The sequence below is a fragment of the Ruegeria sp. YTSC230 genome, assembly GCF_059609665.1.
On the sequence record NZ_JBXWMC010000005.1, the window covers coordinates 325,173 to 345,358 of the forward strand.

The following is a 20,186-nucleotide window of genomic DNA, read 5'->3' on the forward strand; positions in this document are numbered from 1 at the left end:
ATAAGTCCGATGTTTCGACAACCCGCTTGTCAGTCATGCCACCCTGCCGAAGCGCAGCATTTTCGTTAGTACACTAACTTTTTTCACATTTGGGTCAAGAGCCCGACTCAGGCAAATTTCATTCGTACAGAAACGTATTGACAGGCACGCACTTCTCACAATACTCATTCGTACACTAACGAATAGGCATTCCATGACTTACGTCGTCACCGAAAACTGCATCAACTGCAAATTCACCGATTGCGTGGAGGTTTGCCCAGTAGATTGTTTCTACGAAGGGGAAAATACACTGGTCATCCATCCCGACGAATGTATCGACTGCGGTGTGTGTGAACCGGAATGCCCCGCCGACGCAATCCGCCCGGACACTGAGGACGGGATGGAGACGTGGGTCGAACTAAACGGGAAATACGCAGAGGCGTGGCCCGTCATCACCGAAAAGAAAAACCCGATGCCTGACGCAGACGATTGGAACGGCAAGGACGGCAAACTGGAGCTTCTGTCCGAAGCCCCGGCAGAATAGGAGATCAAGATGTCGCTGGATTCCATGACCAAAACCGAATTCCCCATTCCGGCGGGCGTGTTCGCCGAAACCGTGACCGAGGTGAAACACTACACTGATCGCTTGTTCAAATTCCGCATCACCCGCCCGGCTTCCTTCCGGTTTCGGTCAGGTGAATTTGTGATGATCGGCCTGCCGAATGCGGAAAAACCCGTGTTCCGCGCCTATTCCATTGCCTCGCCCAGTTGGGACGAAGAGATCGAGTTCTATTCGATCAAGGTTCCCGGCGGCCCACTTACCGAACACCTGCAAAAAATCCGCGAAGGCGACACGGTTTTGATGCGCAAAAAGCCCACCGGCACATTGGTGAATGACGCGCTATTGCCGGGCAAGCGGCTTTGGATGTTCTCGACCGGCACCGGCATTGCGCCATTTGCCTCGCTGATCCGCGACCCCGAAACCTATGAGAAGTTCGACGAAGTGATCCTGACCCATACCTGTCGGGAAAATGGCGAGCTGGACTATGGCAAGGAACTGGTTGCGGCGCTCAAATCCGATCCGCTGGTTGGCGAGATGGCACAGAATTTGCGGCACTATTGCACCCTCACGCGTGAGGACTATCCGTTCAAAGGTCGGATCACCGATCTCATGGCATCGGGCAAAGTGTTTGGTGATTTGGACCTGCCGCAAATCTCACCTGAAACAGATCGCGGAATGATCTGCGGCTCGATGGCGATGCTGCAGGATACCAAGGTCGCGCTGGAAGGGTTCGGTCTGGAAGAAGGTGCGAACAACAAACCTGCAACTTTTGTGGTCGAACGCGCCTTTGTCGATTGACCAACCGGGGCTCTGCCCCGCCCTACACCGGGATCTGGTGAAACGCTCTCACACCAGATCCCGCGTGTCTCGGGACTTACTGATTGTCCCGCTTTCCTGTCTTGTGCAGAAACGCCTCCATCCCGGCCCGCGCTTCGGGTGAGGATTGGGCAATCGCCGCAGCCAGGCTTTCGGTAAAGAAGCCATCACTGGCCGACATATCGTTAATGCGCGTGATCGCCTGCATCATCATGTAATTTGACAGGGGCGCATTCTCGGTCACACGCCGGGCCAGCTCCATCGCTTTGTCGAACACGGTTCCGTCCGGCTCAACATAATGCGCCAGCCCCAGTTGCAACCCTTCGTCCGAGCCATAGCGGCGACCGGTCAGCATCATCTCCATCATCCGGCTGGCCCCGATGATCCGGCCAACACGTACCGTTGCGCCGCCGCCGACAAAGATCGCGCGGCGTCCTTCGGGCAGCTCATAGAACGTATCCTGCTGCGAGACCCGAATATGGGCGGTCATAGCCAGCTCCATCCCGCCGCCCAGAACACCACCGTTCATTGCGGCGACGACCGGAACCCGTCCGTATTCGATTTTGTCGAAAATCCGGTGCCACAGGCGACATTCATGCATCGCCCCTGCGGCGTCGCGCATCGAATGTTCCAACAGGTCCAGCCCGGCACAGAAATGCTGACCGGAACTGCGGATCGCAACGGCGCCGATCTCATCGGGAAGGGTGTCAAAATAGTGCTCGATCTCGAACAGCAGCCCGTGATTGATCGCATTGAACTTGGCAGGTCGGTCCAGCGTCAGGATACCGACCGGGCCGTCTGTCTCTGGGGTGATATGTGTATATTCCATTGAAAAGCCTTACTTGGGTTCCAGACGGATCGCGCCGTCCAGACGCACGCATTCACCGTTCAGCATGGTGTTTTCGATCATGTGCCCTGCCAGGCGCGCAAACTCAGCCGGCTGTCCAAGACGCGACGGGAAGGGAACCTTGGCACCCAGACTGTCCTGAATCTCTTGCGGCAGCAAATCCATCATCGGGGTCGAGAAGATACCCGGTGCAATCGCCATGACCCGAACGCCCGAGCGCGCAAACTCCCGCGCCGCAGGCAAGGTCAAGCTGGCTACCCCACCTTTCGAGGCAGAATAGGCCGCTTGTCCGATCTGCCCCTCAAAAGCCGCCGCCGACGCGGTGTTGATGATAATCCCCCGCTCGTTATCCTCAAGCGGTTCATTTTGCATGATCCGCTCAGCCGCCAGGCGCATGACATTAAAGGTGCCGATCAGGTTGATCTGAACCGTTCTGGCGAACCCGTCCAGCGCCGCCGGGCCGTTGCGCCCTACGATCCGTTCGCCATGTGTGACGCCGGCGCAATTGACGACAACACGGGGTAAACCATTGGCCGCAATTGCCGTGTCCAGCGCCGCAGAAACCTGGGCCTCATTGGTGACGTCGCAAGGCGCGGCAATTGCCCCCATTTGCTTTGCGGCCTCGTCCAGCTTGTCGCCGGGCAAGTCGAACAGGGCCACTTTCGCCCCGCTTGATGCAAGATATTCGGCCGTCGCAAACCCCAACCCCGAAGCACCGCCAGTCACGATTGCGGATGCGTTTTCGATTCTCATTTCAAGTCTCCCTGTGTGCCCCGAACGCCATGACGCAACGAAATCAGGCTTCGGCTTGCGCGATTTTCTGATGCGTCATACCCGTTGAATCGGAACTTAGTGAACGATCAATAATACATTTGCACACTAACAATTTTTTGGATAGCCTGATTTTCAAATGATGCATCATGTCGCGCCCAGTGCGACCCGATGACAGGGAGAGGAAAAATGAGCATTTCAGCCCGGCAAAAAGAACACGACTTGGGGCATCTCAAAAAATTCGCCCCTTCACAGGTGTTACGAGAAGATCTGGGCGATGGCGCTTTTGTTTTACGCAGCCCCTACCTGCTGGACATGGACGTAAAATGTGTTTCCGAATATTTGGAACGCTGGGCCGAAGAAGCACCTGATCGCCTTTTTCTGGCAGAACGTGGGCCAGACGGTGAATGGATCAGCGTCACCTATTCCGAGGCTTTGGCGCAAACCCGCTCACTAGCTGCGTTTCTTCTGAGCATGGGGCTGGCTCAAGACCGCCCACTTTTGATTCTGTCAGGCAATTCGGTCCGGCACGGTCTGCTGATGCTGGCTGCTATGCATGTGGGCATTCCGGTGGTGCCGGTTTCTGTTCCTTACTCTCTGGTCGACGAGTCGCTGGCCAAACTGCGCCATATCGTCAGGACCACAAATCCCGGTATGGCCTATGCCGATGATGCCAAGGGCTTTGCCCATGCTTTTGAGTTTCTCGCCTCGGAAGGCATCGAACAGCTGTCGGACAATGGCGCACTGACCTTTGAGCACGCCCTAGAAGCCACAGCTGGCGAACCGGTTGCCCAAGCGCGTGCCACGATTGACCATGACACGCCGGCCAAGATCCTGTTCACTTCTGGCTCAACCGGGTTGCCCAAGGGTGTCATCGTTACGCAGCGCATGATGTTGGCCACTCAAGAAGCCGTGGTGCAGATTTGGCCGTTTCTGGAAAGCGCCCCACCTGTCGTGGTTGATTGGCTGCCCTGGAACCATACGTTCGGCGGCAATTTCAACTTCAACATGATGCTGCGCAACGGCGGCAGCTTTCATATCGATGATGGCAAACCCGTGCCGGGCGAGATTGAAAAGACAATTCGCAACGTGCGCGACGTTTCACCCACCCTATTCTTCAACGTCCCGCGCGGTTTTGACATGCTTTTACCGGTCCTGCGCGAGGACGCAGCCTTTCGCAACGCTTTTTTCAAGCGGCTTGATCTGATCTTTTTCTCTGGTGCGGGGCTACCCGACCATCTTTGGGAAGGTCTGGAACAATTGGGCGTGCAGGAACGGGGCGAGAAAATCCCGTTTGTAAGCGCCTGGGGCCTGACTGAGGCGATGATGGCCACCTGTGTGCACTTCCCCATCGACAAGGCAGGCGTCATCGGGGTGCCGGGTCCGGGATCCGAGCTGAAGTTTCTGCCCAATGGTGGCAAGCTGGAAATGCGGGTCCGCGGACCGCATGTGACAACAGGTTATCTGAACAACGCCGAAAAAACCGCCGAGGCGTTTGATGACGAAGGGTACTTCCTGACTGGCGACGCGGGACGTTTGCAAGATCCAGATGACCCGTCGAAGGGCATCGTATTCGATGGCCGCATCTCTGAGAACTTCAAACTGATGACCGGCACTTGGGTCGCCGTCGGCAACTTACGTGTTGCGTTACTGCAGGCGCTTAGCCCGATTGCCTCGGATGCGGTCATTACCGGCCATAACCGGACCGAAATTGGTGCGCTTCTGTTCCTAAACATAGATGAATGCAAAACCCTGACCGGACGGGGCGACACATTGGCAGGTTACGCTGATGATCCGACTGTGCGCGCCTTCATTGCCGAACGTTTGGCTGCATACAATGCCGACCAAACCGGCAGCGCCACACGCGTGAAACGCGTTCGCATCGAACACGACGCCCCGTCGGTTGAAAAGAATGAAGTCACGGATAAAGGCTATATAAATCAACGCTTTGCGCTAGAACTTCGGGCCGACGCGGTCACTGGATTGTATGAAGGGTCCGAGGATGTGATCGTATCAGGAAAGGCTACCACATGATCGACTACACCGCCTCTGAAGCCGAGATTGCATTTGTCCTCAAGCATATCGGTCGGCCCGAGCGGCTGCCCGGTTGGAGCGACGATCTGGCCGAGGCTGTAATCCCAGCCTTAGGCCGCTTCATCAACACCGAAATTGCCCCTTTGGACATGATCGGCGAGGCACACGGCGCGCGTCTGGAAAATGGCCGTGTACGGATGCCACCGGGCATGGTTGCCGCCTATAAGCGCTATGCCGATGCCGGTTGGCCGGGCTTGTGCGCACCTGAAGAATATGGCGGGCAGGAATTGCCACACATTCTGGGTGCGGTTCTGGCGGACATGCTGGCTGGCGCGTGTATTTCCTATGAGATGGTGCTGAGTCTGGCGCAAGGCTGCATTCGAACTCTGAATGCCTCAGGCAATGACGATCAAAAGGCGCGACTGCTGCCGTCGCTGGTGTCCGGCGAATGGATGGCATCGATGTGCCTGACCGAGCCGGATGCGGGGTCAGATCTGGGTCGGATCAAAACGACCGCTACGCCGGATGGTGATAGCTATGTGCTCAGCGGTACCAAAATCTTCATCTCGGGCGGTGATCACGACTATACCGACAACGTATTGCATCTGGTGCTCGCGCGCACCCCGGACATGGCACCGGGGGTCAGGGGTCTCAGCCTGTTCGCCTGCCCTGCCGTGTTACCCGATGGGACACGTAACCGGGTTCAGACCGTGCGGATCGAAGAAAAGATGGGGATGCATGCCTCACCCACCTGTCAGATGGCGTTCGACGGCGCAAAGGCCGAATTGTTGGGCCAGGAAGGCCAGGGGCTGGCCGCCATGTTCACTATGATGAATGCCGAGCGTCTGGATGTGGCCCTGCAGGCCGTGGGCCAAATGGACGTGGCTTTTCAGCGGTCGCGTTTGCATGCCGCAGGTCGGCGCCAAGGCACGACATCAGAAGGCACGGCGCTGATCACCGAACACGGTGACGTTCAGAGGATGTTGCTGGATATCTACGCCTACACGCTGGGATGCCGGGCGATGGTCTATCGCACGTTTGTGGATATGGATTTGGGCATTGATCAGGGGTTGCTGGATATCCTTACTCCGACCTGCAAGGCCTTCGCGACCGACGCAGTCAACGCGGCCTCAAGCCAGGCAGTGCAAATCCACGGCGGCTATGGATTCTGCAAGGAGTACCGCGTTGAGCAGGTCATGCGCGACAGCCGCATCATGGCGATTTACGAAGGCACCAACGGCGTTCTGGCAACCGGAGTGGCCCGCCGCGCGATCCGCGCAAATGGCGGTGCGGCGGCGCAGGCTTTTGCCGACATGGCCTCACTAGGCCTCAGCTCGATCGAGCTGGTCGATGCGATTGACGCCTGGAAAACCGCAACCCAAGCCATGCAAAGCTATACGGATATCGGTCCGTCGGTCTCGGACTACATGCGGCTGACCGGGCTGGTATATTTTGGTCGCGTCTGGGCGGATCTCGAGGCCGCCGCGGACAACGCCCCGGAACCCGAATTGTTGCGCGCCACTGCGGCCCATGTCCGGGCGCGCATCCTGCCCGAAGCCGGTTTGCTGCGGCACCGCATCCTTAATCCAGAACCCACGCATTCTGCGGCGATCTTTGCCGCGTGAACATCAAGGACGACACATGACTGACTTTACTCTTCCCGAAGCCAGCCCACAGGCCGACGCGGCATTCCGATCCGGTCTGGCCGCTGGAAAATTTCTGATCCAGCGCTCAAAAACCACCGGTGAATACAACTTCTACCCACGCGCTCTGTCCCCTACTACCGGAGCAGACGATCTGGAATGGGTCGAAGCCTCGGGCCGGGGCACTGTCTTTGCCTCGACCATCATCCGGCGTCCGGCAAAATACGGTGGTGACATCAACAACGTACTAATTGATCTGGACGAAGGTCCTCGCATGTTCAGCCGCCTTGTGGACGTGGACAACGAAGCGATCACCATCGGTATGAAAGTGCAGGCCGTTGTCATGACCCCCGACTTCGGACCCAACGCAAAATCCGGCGAAGCCGCCGTGTTCTTCAAGCCCGCGGAATAAGGAATTCAATCATGGCACATGCACTTCGCGGCAAATCCGCAATCGTTGGCAAAGGCTATTGGGGCCTGGGCAAAACGCCCAACACCTCACCAATGGAACTGATTGCCAAAGCAACGCAGAACGCGCTGACCGATGCAGGCATGGACCTGTCCGAGATCGACGGCGTCTGTGGCGGGACATTCTACCACTTCTTCCCCACCCTTTCGATCGCCGAGTATCTGGGCATCAAGCCAACCTGGGCGAACTCGGACATGGTGGGCGGATCGTCCTTCATGTCCTATCTGGTCGAAGCGACCATGGCGATTCAGGCGGGCTTGTGTAAGAACGTTCTGATCTGCTACGGCTCGGCCGCGAAATCCGCGCGCGACCTCAATGGGCTGATCGAAACCCCGCAATGGGAACGCGCCTATGAACCAATGGTGCCGGTGCCGGGATATGCCTTCACCGCGCAACGCTATATGCACGAGTTCAACGTACCCAAAGAGCATTTCGGCCATGTCGCCATCTCGGCCCGGAAATGGGCTCAGCTGAACCCCGATGCGACAATGCAGGATGACCTGACGATGGAGGAGTATCTGAACTCGCCCATGGTTGCCGATCCATTGGCGGTTCTGGATTGTTGCCTGATGTCGGATGGCGGTGCCGCGATCATCGTGACCTCAGCCGACCGCGCAAAGGATTATCAGGAAAAGCCCGCCTATTTCCTGGGCGGCGGCAACGCGATTTCCCACCGCGAGATCAGTCAGGCCGCCACGCTGACCACCACCTGTGCCACCGAAAGTTCGAAACGTGCGTTCGAGATGGCCGGCGTCACTACCAAAGACGTTGACGTCGTCGAGCTTTATGACGCCTTCACGATTAACACGCTGCTGTTCCTCGAAGACATGGGCTTTGTGAAGAAAGGTGAGGCCGGGGCCTTTGTGGCCGATGGCAACATCGCGCCGGGCGGCCCGCTGCCGGTTAACACCAATGGCGGTGGGCTAAGCTGTGTTCACCCCGGCATGTACGGCCTGTTCTGCTTGATCGAGGCGGCCACCCAGATACGGGGTGACGGCGGCAATCGTCAGATCGATGATGTTAATATTGCGATTGCCCATGGCAACGGCGGCACGTTCTCGAACGAGTTCACGACCGTTCTGGGCAGCGAAGCGGCGCTTTAAACGATCAAGGGGGGGGCCAAATCCGCCCCCCAAAACTTGTGATTTTGCCAAAACGATAAAACGCAACCTGCCGTAGACGTACCCTCGGCAAGGGGCATTTAGCGTTAGTAGCAGACAATCCAAGTTCGTACTGTTGGTAAAGCCCTAAGCCCGACCGCCAATCTGGCGGCCGGGCTTAGGCTTCAAACCTACGTTTCCCGTGCCTTTAAAGTACAGGCACGCGCGCTGCAGGAGGGGTCGAGCGCGACCGTCCGGTACGCATCTTACCATCGATCATAACAGCCCCAACTCCGGGGATGTTACCGACGGCCATGCCTTCCAAAACGTTCTTACCGTCCGATCCTTCAGGGCGGTCCATGAACACCAAATCGGCTGGGCGGCCTGGTGCGACGATCCCTTGTGCAAGATCCCGTCTCTTTGCCACGTTTCCGGTGCCACAGCACCACGCCTGTTCGGCAGGCAATCCGCCAATACTGGCCAGCAGAGTTGCCATTCGCAGCATTCCGTTCGGCTGTACGCCGGACCCCGCTGGGGCATCTGTTCCAATCAGAAAATCGGCAAGGCGACCTTCGGCCAGAGCGCCTTCCAGTGTCACAAGTACCGATTTCTCGTTACCATTGTGTACCGCTTCAAGCGCTCCTTTCGCGTGACGGCAAAGCTCTCGGATTTCATCCTGAGAAATTGAGGTTGGTCCGCCATTGATATGACTGACTACGTCCGGTTGCGCCTCTAGCACATCTGCTGCTCGAACATCGTGAGAGCCCGCAATCGAAGGGCCGCCAGTATGCATAATGGTTTCTATTCCCAATTCCCGACACCAGCCGGTGACGCGGGCCGCGTCGGGACCTTTGGCAACTGTCCCAAGGCCGATCTCTCCAATATGCCGGATACCGGCCGCCTTTATTGCCGCATAGAAATCGCGATCAAAATCAAGTTCGGGCACTGGCGCTCCTGCCAAAACCTTGGCACCGGACGGGCGGAAATTTGAATAGCAACGTTGTGCCACCATCGCCAAAGCCTTGACGCCTTCGGCATCCTTGGGCCGACCAGGCAGATGGACTTCGCCGGCGGAAATAAAGCTTGTGACGCCGCCGTTAACATTCATTTCGATCCAGCCAATCTGGCTTTGGCGCGGGGTCCAATCGCCGAAAACCGGGTGGCAATGGCCATCAATCAGGCCCGGTGCGACCGCACAACCAGAGGCGTCAATTACGCGATCCGCGTCGCCGGCCTCAAGGCCCACAATCACTCCGCCTTCGATGAGAAGGCAATCACTGTCGGCAATAGGCGATTCCAGATCACCGGTCAGAAGCAGACCGATGTTACGGATTAGTGTGCGACCCTGTTCCGGTGTGTCTTTTGGTGCGTCAGCCATCTGATCCCCCATTTAGCGTGTGATTTCCGGTTCATATTTGGATCAAAAAAGCACGCCAAGAAATCGTTCGGCCGTCGTGCTTTCTTCATCCATTTTCATTAGTATACAAGCGATATTAGAACGCCTGTGTCAAGACCTTCTAACTGGCACTACGCCGGGATTGGCTACCCTTGAGCGGCTGATTGACCAGAGCCGACCAATCCTCGCCTGTTAGTAAGAAACCTGCATTCGGCAAGCCACCGACTAGTACCGCGGCTTGGGCGCTGTTGCCCCTATTGCCGCGGGTCAGGAAAACGCCGTGATGACTTTGGCGTAGTTGTTCAGGATCTCAAGCTCTTCATCCTGCGTGAAGTAACCGGCGTGATGCCAGACGACGAATTCTTCGGTCCCGTGTTTCTCCTTCAACGCACCAACCTGATCGATCACCTGGTACACGGCGCCTTTCCAGACCCGCCACATCGGCACATGATATGGCGGGGCATTAGAGGCGAAATTGAACGATTCCTCAAAAACGCGATAGTGCTGCCCGGCCTGCGCTTCGGTCGATCCGATGGTCAGATTGGGTTGTGATGATATCAAGATGCTACGCCAGTGTATTCAGCCAGCGCGGCGTGTCGCCCCGAACAAAACCACAGAACAGTCGGGCACCGGGCATGTGATCGATCATTGCCAGATCCTCGGCCAGACGCATCGGATGATGCGCCGTCAACGCCATACCCACCTGCCCCGCCATCAGGATCTTGGTGTTTGCAGCGATGTGCATGTTCCACAAAGGCGGATTGGTCGTGGTTTCGATCCCTTCCACCTGAAAGTGATGCTCGGTCATGCGAAACCCGGCATACCCGTTTTCGACGGCAAATTTCATCTACTCGGTTGTCCGCTCTAACAGCGTTTCATACCGATCCGGGTCCGAGCCGGGCAGAACGACATCTTCGCCCTTTGAATGCATATAAAGTTGTACAAGGTTGTGGGTTTTCAAGACTATACCTGCCTGTAGTGCCCGTTCCCGAAATTCTACTGCTGACCGCTCAACGGAACTTGATTTGGGTCAAGAAACGCAAAAAGGGCGCCCTGATTCCAGAACGCCCTTTAGCACCGCTGTCCGTGAAGAAGGAGAAGTTACAGACAGCGATCAGCCCGACATACAACGCCGGGTTCACCGGCCTGCATGATTAATTCGTGGCTGACAGCACGGGGCAATGCCCGCGCCATAAAGGCGCGCGCTGCATCCACCCTATCCGCATAGTACTCTGGCGATTGAGCGCCCGCTGCAGCCTTGGCCACCCGTGCAATACGGGCGGACATCCAGGCCGATACACTGAGGGCTACGATTTCCAGATAGTCGCACGCACCGGACAGCACGTCACCTTGCGCCGTGCCCAACACCCAATCGCTCGAACGCCCAAGCCGGGATGCCGCATCGCGCAAGCTTTTCTCTAAGTCAGAGAGGTCGTTGCCCAATTTGCCCGCCTCATCCAGCATATCGGCCACCAGACCCTTGATGACGGCACCATTGTCGCCGCGCACCTTGCGCATAACCAGATCGCGGGCCTGAACGGCATTGGTACCTTCGTAGATTTCGGTGATCCGCACATCACGCACCAGCTGTTCGACGCCGTAATCTTTGATGAAGCCATGTCCGCCATGCATCTGCACAGCCTCATTCGCCATTCGCGATCCCATGTCCGAAAGGTAGGACTTGATGACCGGCGTCAGTAGCGAAAGGCGCGCGTCTGCAACTTTGCGCTGCTCGGGCGTTGCGGCACGATGAACTTCATCCAACAGGCCCGCTCCGAAATAAGCCAGCGCACGGGCAGCGTCCATTTCGCCCTGGGCGGTCAGCAGGCGGCGGCGTACGTCCGCATGGGCAATCAGCGGATCCGCAGGACCGTTCGGGTGCAATGGTTCCCCGTCTGCGCGACCCTGAAGGCGTTCGTGGGCATATGCCGACGCGGTTTGCACAGCGGCCTCAGCCACGCCCAACCCTTGCAGGCCAACCGACAGGCGCGCGGCGTTCATCATCACGAACATCGCGGCCAGGCCCTTGCCCTCTTCGCCGACAATCCAGGCTTTGGTGTCCTCGAAGGAAATGGCGCAAGTGGGTGATCCGTGGATACCCATCTTGTTCTCGATCCCGGCAATGGAGATCGTGTTTTGCTCGTCTGTCGTGTTGTTGTCTGCATCCAGCATGTATTTCGGCGCTAAAAACAGGGACAGTCCACGCGGTCCGGGCTGAGCGCCCTCGACCCGTGCGAGGATCAGATGGGCGACATTTTCCGACATGTCATGGTCGCCCCAGGTGATGAAAATCTTGTTACCAGTGATGGCGTAAGATCCGTCATTATTGCGAACGGCCTTGGTGCGGATCAGGCCCAGATCGGTGCCGCAATGCGGTTCGGTCAGGTTCATGGTCCCGGCCCAGTTGCCGGACGTCAGCTGAGGGCAATAGACCGCCTTTTGTTCGTCCGAGCCATAGGCCATCAAAGCTTCGACAACGCCAAAGTTCAGTTCGTGGATCAGGGCAAAAGCCAGATTGGTTCCGGCCATCCCTTCACGCAGGGCGGCATGCAGGACGAAGGGCAGTTGTTGGCCACCATATTCTTCTTCCAGTGCCAGCGCGTTCCAGCCGTCTTCGCAGAATACCTTGTAGGCGTCGCCAAAACCTGGCGCGGCATAGACTTGACCATCTTCAAGCCGTGCGCCCGGGCTGTCGCCCGCCTCATTGCAGGTTGCCAGATTGTCGCGCACAAACCCGTTGATCGCGTCAACGACCACAAAGAACGTATCCTTGTCGCAATGCTCATACCCAGGCAGCGCCAGCGTTTTGTCGAGGTCAAGAACCTCGTCCAACAGAAAAGTAATGTCCCGCTGCGGGAGTTGATAGTCCATACCTATGATCCCTCAGTTTTTAAGTGGCTTGCCGGTCATCATGGTGTGGCTCATCCGTTCGAGTGTCTTATCTTGTCGGATCAGGCGCATCATGCCTTCGGCTTCCAGCCTGTGCAGCGCCTCCTCGTCCAGAACGCCGCCGTCGCCTCCTGCCAGAACGCGCACGGTTTCACGGGCAATTTCGACTGTGTAGGGTGCGTCTGGCATAGCCTCGGCCAGTGCGGCCAGTTTGGGCTCCAGCGCGGCATTGATAGAGGCGGCATCCAGTGTGATCTCGGCCTTCGGCGCGGGTTTGTACCCGTCAGCCAGCGCCAGAGCCGCCGCCTTGGCCTCGGCCAGAAGGCGGTCGCGGTTCATGACAACGCCGTCCGTCGCGCGCAGATAGCCCGCATGTTGCGCCATCGGAGCAGAGCCGGCCATCAGCGCCACAGAAATCACATCAAACGCTGCCTCGGCCCCTTTGACAGCATCACCCAATTCCGCCGCCTTGAGCAGCAACAGGGCGGTTGTTCCGCCCCATGCAGGCAGCAGACCGACATTAGCCTCGACCAATCCGACATTGCTTTCCAGAGCCGCCATGACCCGATCCGAATGCATCAGGATTTCGCAGCCGCCCCCAAGGGCAAGCCCACAGGCGGCCGAGACAACCGGGAACGGCGCGTACTTGATCTTGCGCATCGTGGCCTGACCGATGGCCAGTTGCCCTTCGACCAGATCCAGTTCCCCCGCATCAGCACGATCCAGCGCTTTTTTTAGGTTCGCGCCCACCGAAAAGTGGTTGCCGTCCGACCCGATGACCATCGCTTTGAAGTCTCGGCCCACAACGTCCAGTGCTTCGCTCACACCTGTCATCACCTGATCATCTAAAGCCGCATTAGGTGCCGTGATCGTCAGCAGAGCGACACCATCACCCATATCGCGCAGCACAACAGCCTCGGTCTGGAACACCGGAGCATCCGTCAGGTCAGATGCAAAGATCACCCCGGGCCCACGCGGCACGTCTGCCTGTTCGCCCGAAGGCAACAGCACCTTACGGTCACGGCCCTGACCTGAATAAATCCCGCCGCGTTCAGCGGCCAGCGCCAGCAAGGGCGGCACGTCCTGACCCTCGGCCTTCAAGCGAGCCACAATTTTGTCCGCACCAATCTTGTCGATCAGCTTGAATGGGCCCATACGCCAATTGTATCCCAGCTCCATCGCCGCATCGATATCCGCCGGGTTGGCGGTAATCTCGGGCACGCAGTATGCTGCGTAAGACAAAGTCGGCCCCATTACGGCCCAGGCAAAATCAGCCAACCGATCACCGGCCTGATCAATAAAGTCGACACCAAAGCTCTTGGCCAACTCCAGGCCCTTGGCCTGCGCACGATACTCTAGCGTTGCCAGATCAACGGCTTCGGCGACTGGTTTGCCATTTTCGTCCTTGGATCTGCGATAGAAACCCGCACCGACCTTGCGACCGGCCAAACCCTTGGCGGCCATCTGATCGAACAGCTCCAGACCGTCGGTATGGAATTGCTGCGGATCATCAGCCTCAAGCAGATTGCGCATAGACAGGCGCGATTTGCCCATCAGGTCGATACCGATCAGGTCCATCAACGCGAATACACCCGTTCCGGGCACGCCGAAGGGACGGGCCAGCACTGTATCAGCCTCTTCAACTGTGATGCCACGCGCCACAGCCTCGCGGGCAGCGGCGTTCATCCATAGCCCGCCCAGACGGTTGGCGATGAAACCGGGGCGGTCGTTGCAGGGCACGACGGTTTTGCCGAGGCGTTCATCGCTGAACGCACGCGCACGTTCCGCAGCAGCCGGATCTGTGTCCGGTCCGATCACAAGCTCAATCAGGCGCATATAGCGCGGCGGGTTAAAGAAATGCACGATCACGAAGCGCTTGCGCAGGCTTTCATCCATCTGGCTGACCAGGTCGGCCAGCGGAATGGTCGAGGTGTTCGAGCTCAGCAGTGCATCGTCGCGCAGGAAAGGCGCAATTTTCGCATAGAGCGCGTGTTTGATGGCGAGGTCTTCCAGAACGACCTCGACCACCCAATCACAGGTCGAAAGCTGATCCAGATCATCGTCCAGATTGCCCGCTGTCAGCCGGGCGGCATAGGCCGGGTCGGCCAGTTGCGGCGCGCGGCCCTTGGTCATCCGTGCAATGGCACCTTTTGCCAACATTGAGCGGTCTTCGGCATCCTTTGGTACGATGTCCAGCAAAACGACTGCGGCACCGGCATTGGCGAAATGGGCGGCAATGCCTGCCCCCATCACGCCCGAGCCGATGACAGCAACTTTGTTGATCGCAGTCATTTACAGAACCTCGAACAGACCAGCTGCACCCATACCGCCGCCAATGCACATGGTGGCAACGATGTACTTCGCACCGCGTTTCTTGCCCTCGATCAGCGCGTGGCCGACCATACGCGTGCCCGACATGCCATAGGGGTGGCCCACGGAAATCGCGCCGCCATCGACATTCAGCATCTCATTCGGGATGCCCAGCTTGTCACGACAATACATGGCTTGCGATGCAAAGGCCTCATTCAATTCCCACAGGCCGATATCGTCCATCTTGAGGCCATTGCGTTCCAGCAATTTCGGCACTGCAAACACCGGGCCGATACCCATCTCATCGGGCTCACAACCCGCGACGACATAGCCCATGTAGCGACCCAACGGCTCGAGCCCGCGCTTTTCAGCCAGCTTCTCTTCCATCACGACCTGCGCCGAACCACCGTCGGACAATTGCGAGGCGTTGCCAGCCGTTATCCACTTGTCCTCGCCCATCACTGGAGTGAGACCCTGCAGGCTTTCCAGCGTGGTCGAAGGACGGTTGCACTCGTCCTGCGACAGCGTGACCTCTTCATAGGTGATCTCGCCGGTTTCCTTGTTCTTATTTGCCTTGGTGACCGTGATTGGCACGATCTCGTCATCAAACTTGCCCGCAGCCTGCGCCGCGGCGGTGCGCTGCTGCGATTGCAGGGCAAACGCATCCTGCGCCTCGCGGCTGATACCATAGCGTTCGGCCACAGTATCGGCGGTCTGGATCATCGGATCGTAGAACCCACGAATGTTCTGCGCGATCCAGTCCTCTTTCAGGCGATAGGTGTTATCGCGACCCATCACCAGTGAAATGCTTTCTGCTCCGCCGCCAACGACAACGTCACAGCCATCCACCATGACCCGAGAACAGGCGCGCGTCAGGGCCTCAAGACCGGACGAGCAGAACCGGTTGATGGTTTGGCCCGATGCGGTCACGGGCAGACCGGCGCGCATGGCGACCTGACGACCAAGATTGCCGCCGTTTGCACCTTCGGGGACGGCATTGCCGATGATCACGTCCTCAATTTCAGACGGGTCAACACCGGCGCGTTTGACCGCCTCGGCGACAGCATGGCCACCATAAACGGCGGGGTGAGTGTCGTTGAAAGCACCACGAAAGGCTTTGCCAATTGCAGTGCGGGCGGTCGAGACGATTACAGCAGAACGCATTAGATTGATCCTTGAAGGAAGTATTAGATGTCAGTGGGCAGCTTGTAGTCGGCGTATTGCTCACGCAGATGCAGCTTTGAAACTTTGCCGGTCGCGGTGTGCGGAAGCTCGGCCTGGAACACCACGTCGTCGGGCGTCCACCATTTGGCGATCTGGCCGTCATACACCGCCAGAATGTCCTCGCGACTGACATCCGAGCCCTCACGCCTGACGGCAACGATCAGCGGGCGCTCATCCCATTTGCGGTGCTTGGCGGCGATACAGGCGGCCTCCAGAATATCCGGGTGGCTCATCGCGATGTTTTCCAGATCGATCGAGGAAATCCACTCGCCGCCCGACTTGACGACATCCTTGGTTCGGTCGGTCAGGCGCAGATAGCCTTTCGGGTCGATCGCCGCGACATCACCGGTGATGAACCAGCCGTCGTCGGTAAAGGCATCAGCACCGGCCCCGCCCCAATAGCTTTCGGCAACCCAGTGGCCGCGCACCTGCAACATACCCGAGGCAACGCCGTCATGTGGCAGCAACGCGCCTTCATCATTAACGATGCGCATCTCGACCCCATAAAGCGCTCGGCCCTGTTTGGTTTTCAGCGCAAGGCGGTCGTCGATTGGCAGTTTATCCTCGCCCCATTTGGGCACCGAAAGCGTGCCGACGGGGCTCAGCTCGGTCATACCCCAGCCATGCACCACGTCGATACCGTGGCCTTTTTCGATCTGCTCGATCAGTGACAGAGGTGCCGCTGAACCTCCCATCATCGCGCGTTTGACTGTTTTTAGCCTGGCGCCCTGCTGATCCAGATATTCGAACAAGCCCAGCCAGACAGTTGGTACACCCGAGATCATCGTGACCTCTTCGTCGTCCATAAGTTCTCGCAGCGGGGCCGGATCCATGCCCGGTCCGGGCATAACCAGTTTGGTGCCGTTCATCAGGGCCGCATAGGGAATACCCCAGGCACAGGCGTGGAACATCGGCACCACGGGCAAAGTGGCATCACGCGAGCTGAGCGCAAGCCAGTCGCCGCCAGACACGCCCATGGCGTGCAGCACGGTCCCACGATGGGAATACAAAACGCCTTTGGGATTGCCTGTTGTGCCAGATGTGTAACACAGCGCCATGGCCGCGTTCTCATCCAGTTCGGGCCAGTCATAAACCTCGGGCTTGCCCGCGATCAGGGATTCGTAGTCACGGACCAGGGTCTTCATCTGCGGCACCTGATCCGGGCCAGTCAGGCTGAACCAGGCCTGAACGCTGGGGCAGCGGGCCGAGACAGCATCGATCAGCGGTGCAAAAGTCGTGTCGAAGAACATATGCGTATCTTCGGCGTCGTTGATAATAAACGCGATCTGATCGGGATGCAGGCGCGGATTGATCGTGTGGCAAATCGCACCGATGCAAGCCAATGCATAATAGAGTTCCAGATGCCGATTGTTGTTCCAGGCCAGCGTCGCGACGCGGTCACCCGGCCCCATACCCAGTTCGGTCAAAGCGTGGGCCAGTTGCTGGGTGCGTCGCCCCATATCCGCAAAGCTGTAGCGATCAATCGTCATGTCCGGGTTGCGCCAGACAATCTCCGCCTCGGGATGCGCACGCATGCCATGATGGAAAATGCTGGTCACCGTCAGTGGCATCGTCATGATCTGACCGGGAATCGTCGTTTTTTCTGCGCTCATTTTTTGCCTCTCAATGTGTTTTTCTGCATCTGCGTCCGTCACAGAAGCGCAGGCGGCATTTCTCCGATGTCCCGTTCGATCCGCCACGACATTTGCAAAACGCCCAGATCGTCAAAGCGATGTCCGACCAGTTGAATACCGATCGGCAACCCGTTGCGGTCTAGTCCGACCGGAATGCTGGATGCCGGTTGCTCAGTGAGGTTGAACAGGAAGGTATTGGCCCAGCTTTCGAACGGCTTATCGGGGTCTGATCCTGGCAGTTCGGCAGCAAAGGCTGTGTCTGGTGTCGATGGCAGCAGGACAAAATCATGGCCGTCAATCAGCGCCAACGCACGTTCACGCAACGCCTGCGTGTGGTCGAAATTCCGCTGATGCTCAACAGCGGACAAAGCGCGTGCATCGTTGGTCCAGTCGCGGATATAGGGCGTTTTCGCCTGTTCGGCCTCGGGTTGGCGCATCAGTTCGGACAGGGTACGTATTTTGTAGAACGCCTCGGCGGGTTCCCAGTCCGTTCGATTGAACGGTGCGGTTTCAAGATAGGTGACCTGAACGCCCATATCCCGCAAAACCTGTGCCGTCCGTTCCAGCGCTGCCTGAACATCTTCCGCCACCGGTTCGCCCAAGCCCAGCTCTGCGATAACCAGAACCGACATGCCTTTTCGGTCGCCGCGCGTCAGGCGCGAGACATAGTTCACACCGTCCCGTGCCAAAGCCGCGAAATCGCGCGTATCCTCTCCGGTCAGAACATTCATATGCAGCGCGACGTCGCCAAAATTGCGGGCCAACGGTCCCGCCGTGATCGCCGGGCTGTTGCAGACGAAATAGGGCACACGCCCCTGGCTGGGCTTCAGCCCGGCCAGGCCGCAATACGAGGCCGGCAGGCGAATGGATCCCACGATGTCGGTGCCGATCGAAACCGGCTCGATCCCGGCGGCAACACTGGCCGACGCGCCCGAAGATGATGCGCCTGTCGTGCGCGATACATCCCATGGATTACGGGTAACCCCATGCTTTGAGCTCACTCCGCCTGCAAGAATGCCATAATCGCACATGGTATTCTTGCCCAGGATCACGGAACCGGCCTCACGCATGCGTGCGACCGTGGGATGATCGGTTGTGCTGACCGATACCTCACCCGCCGCCGAGCCGCGATAGGCGGGCATACCGATGCAATCCATTGCGTCCTTGACTGTTGTCGGCACGCCATCCAGCGGCCCCATCGGTATGTTGTCGTGCCAACGTTTTTCGGACGCCCGGGCTGCTTCAAGCGCGCCCTCGGCATCCACGTGGTAAATCGCATTGATCCTAGGATTTACCGACTCAATACGGGCCAGCGCAGCCTGCGTGACCTCGACCGGAGACAGCTCTAGCCGGGCAAAGGCTTGCACCATGGCACGCGCCGAAAGTTGGGAATTTGGGGCGGTCATTCGGGGACTCGATCAGATAAAGGGGATCAGTCTTGGTTGCGCTGGACGTAATAGACCTTGGCCGCAATCTTCCAGCCCTCGCCTGTGCGGACCAGCGACAGGTAGTCGATGAAGTATCGGGGTTGCACGGCGCAGTCGATCTTGACAAAGGCTGTATTCGGCCCTGATTGATCGATCGAGATTGTGTGCCCGTAGACAGGATAGCCTTTGGATTTCGGGCTTTCGCGACCGCCGATGACCTCTTTGTATTTCTCCAGCGTCATGTGGATATAGCTGCCATCCTCGTTGGCGCAGCAAAGATCACATTCAGGCAGAAACATCTGGTCGGTCTTGCTGATGTCTCCGTCATACAGGTTTTCGATATACGCCTGCATCAGGGTTTCGATCTCGGCAAATGCGGTCATAGGATATCCTCGGTCATGAGTGTCTTGAAACGCAGGTGGTATTGGCTGTCAGGCGGCCTTGTTGGAAAGCAGGTCCTGGCGAAACCGTTTGAGGTCTTCGATCGTGCCGACCTTAAGGCCGTGCCGGGCCCCAAATTCCAGCAGATCCGGCAGGCGCGCCATTTCACCGTCATCATTCATGATTTCGCAGATCACGCCGGAATCCCCCCGCCCGGACAGGCGGGCCAGATCAACAGCGGCTTCGGTGTGACCTTCGCGTTCCAGCACGCCGTGCGGTTTCGCCACCAATGGGAACAGATGCCCGGGCGAAACCAGATCTGCCGAAGAGCCGCTGTCGGAAGCCAAAAGTGCGACGGTCCGCGCCCGGTCGCTGGCGGAAATGCCGGTGGTCGCGCCTTCTTTTGCGTCCACTGAAATGGTGAACGCCGTATGATGTGGATCCGTGTTCAACGCTGTCATAGGACCAAGGCTGAACTGCTCGGCCCGCTCGGGCGGAATGGCCATGCAGATCAAGCCCCGACCAAAGCGTGCCATGAAATTCACCGCGGCCGCATCCGCGCAGGCCGCTGGGATCACCAGATCGCCCTCGTTCTCGCGGTTTTCATCGTCTACAAGAATTACCATACGGCCTTGTTCGCAATCCGTAATGATCTCTTCGATGGGTGACAGCTGATAAACTTCATGCAGATCGAACACGGTCTT

17 protein-coding genes and 1 pseudogene are annotated in these 20,186 nt (G+C 58.1%); 6 read left to right on the plus strand and 12 right to left on the minus strand.

The annotated features are described in order from the left end of the window. Positions 1-193: 193 nt before the first annotated feature. The gene (fdxA, locus tag AC2FD9_RS12475) at positions 194-523 is read left to right on the plus strand and encodes a ferredoxin FdxA (RefSeq protein WP_282119302.1); all 330 of its coding nucleotides are present in this window, start codon (positions 194-196) and stop codon (positions 521-523) included. A 9-nt stretch (positions 524-532) separates the two neighbouring features. Then, positions 533-1,339, plus strand: coding sequence for a ferredoxin--NADP reductase (locus tag AC2FD9_RS12480; protein WP_496837149.1), 807 nt, complete (start codon positions 533-535; stop codon positions 1,337-1,339). Positions 1,340-1,415: 76 nt separating this feature from the next. Here AC2FD9_RS12480 and AC2FD9_RS12485 read toward each other — a convergent pair whose 3' ends face one another. Beyond that, complete coding sequence (locus AC2FD9_RS12485; protein WP_496837151.1) at positions 1,416-2,186, minus strand: crotonase/enoyl-CoA hydratase family protein; 771 nt, start codon at positions 2,184-2,186, stop codon at positions 1,416-1,418. A 9-nt stretch (positions 2,187-2,195) separates the two neighbouring features. Beyond that, on the minus strand, positions 2,196-2,957 hold the full coding sequence (locus AC2FD9_RS12490) for an SDR family NAD(P)-dependent oxidoreductase (RefSeq protein ID WP_496837153.1): 762 nt from the start codon (positions 2,955-2,957) through the stop codon (positions 2,196-2,198). Between the two features lie 207 nt (positions 2,958-3,164). Between AC2FD9_RS12490 and AC2FD9_RS12495 the strand changes: the two genes are divergently transcribed. Genes AC2FD9_RS12495 through AC2FD9_RS12510 form a run of 4 tightly spaced genes read left to right on the plus strand, consistent with a single transcriptional unit; the run spans position 3,165 to position 8,224 of the window. Then, positions 3,165-5,009, plus strand: coding sequence for a feruloyl-CoA synthase (locus AC2FD9_RS12495; RefSeq protein ID WP_496837155.1), 1,845 nt, complete (start codon positions 3,165-3,167; stop codon positions 5,007-5,009). Then, the gene (locus AC2FD9_RS12500; protein ID WP_496837157.1) at positions 5,006-6,634 is read left to right on the plus strand and encodes an acyl-CoA dehydrogenase family protein; all 1,629 of its coding nucleotides are present in this window, start codon (positions 5,006-5,008) and stop codon (positions 6,632-6,634) included. The genes AC2FD9_RS12495 and AC2FD9_RS12500 overlap by 4 nt, the downstream gene beginning before the upstream one ends. A 16-nt stretch (positions 6,635-6,650) precedes the next feature. Continuing rightward, positions 6,651-7,064, plus strand: coding sequence for a Zn-ribbon domain-containing OB-fold protein (locus tag AC2FD9_RS12505; RefSeq protein WP_496837159.1), 414 nt, complete (start codon positions 6,651-6,653; stop codon positions 7,062-7,064). An 11-nt stretch (positions 7,065-7,075) separates the two neighbouring features. Next, positions 7,076-8,224 carry an acetyl-CoA acetyltransferase gene (locus tag AC2FD9_RS12510; protein ID WP_496837161.1) on the plus strand — a complete coding sequence of 383 codons (1,149 nt, stop codon included), beginning with the start codon at positions 7,076-7,078 and terminating at the stop codon, positions 8,222-8,224. 205 nt (positions 8,225-8,429) lie between these two features. Here AC2FD9_RS12510 and AC2FD9_RS12515 read toward each other — a convergent pair whose 3' ends face one another. The 10 genes and pseudogenes from AC2FD9_RS12515 to ribB all read right to left on the minus strand — a co-directional run. Beyond that, on the minus strand, positions 8,430-9,599 hold the full coding sequence (locus AC2FD9_RS12515) for an amidohydrolase family protein (RefSeq protein ID WP_496837162.1): 1,170 nt from the start codon (positions 9,597-9,599) through the stop codon (positions 8,430-8,432). Positions 9,600-9,884: 285 nt separating this feature from the next. Then, a complete protein-coding gene (locus AC2FD9_RS12520) occupies positions 9,885-10,178 on the minus strand; it encodes a hypothetical protein (RefSeq protein ID WP_496837163.1) in 294 nt (97 codons plus the stop codon). Between the two features lie 4 nt (positions 10,179-10,182). After that, positions 10,183-10,464, minus strand: coding sequence for an LLM class flavin-dependent oxidoreductase (locus AC2FD9_RS12525; RefSeq protein WP_496837165.1), 282 nt, complete (start codon positions 10,462-10,464; stop codon positions 10,183-10,185). 254 nt (positions 10,465-10,718) lie between these two features. Further along, positions 10,719-12,488 (minus strand): acyl-CoA dehydrogenase family protein, encoded by a 1,770-nt coding sequence (locus tag AC2FD9_RS12530; RefSeq protein ID WP_496837167.1) that lies wholly within the window; start codon positions 12,486-12,488, stop codon positions 10,719-10,721. A 12-nt stretch (positions 12,489-12,500) separates the two neighbouring features. After that, complete coding sequence (locus AC2FD9_RS12535) at positions 12,501-14,798, minus strand: 3-hydroxyacyl-CoA dehydrogenase/enoyl-CoA hydratase family protein (protein WP_496837169.1); 2,298 nt, start codon at positions 14,796-14,798, stop codon at positions 12,501-12,503. Then, positions 14,799-15,980, minus strand: coding sequence for an acetyl-CoA C-acyltransferase (locus tag AC2FD9_RS12540; RefSeq protein ID WP_496837170.1), 1,182 nt, complete (start codon positions 15,978-15,980; stop codon positions 14,799-14,801). It lies immediately after the preceding gene. Between the two features lie 23 nt (positions 15,981-16,003). Further along, positions 16,004-17,653: a long-chain-fatty-acid--CoA ligase gene (locus AC2FD9_RS12545; RefSeq protein ID WP_496837172.1), complete on the minus strand. Its 1,650-nt coding sequence runs from the start codon at positions 17,651-17,653 to the stop codon at positions 16,004-16,006. A gap of 38 nt (positions 17,654-17,691) precedes the next feature. Continuing rightward, positions 17,692-19,080 (minus strand): amidase family protein, encoded by a 1,389-nt coding sequence (locus AC2FD9_RS12550; protein ID WP_496837173.1) that lies wholly within the window; start codon positions 19,078-19,080, stop codon positions 17,692-17,694. A 26-nt stretch (positions 19,081-19,106) separates the two neighbouring features. Beyond that, positions 19,107-19,484, minus strand: coding sequence for a nuclear transport factor 2 family protein (locus AC2FD9_RS12555; RefSeq protein ID WP_496837174.1), 378 nt, complete (start codon positions 19,482-19,484; stop codon positions 19,107-19,109). Positions 19,485-19,538: 54 nt separating this feature from the next. After that, a pseudogene (gene ribB / locus AC2FD9_RS12560) lies at positions 19,539-20,180 on the minus strand (3,4-dihydroxy-2-butanone-4-phosphate synthase); the annotation flags it as partial. Positions 20,181-20,186: the final 6 nt, after the last annotated feature.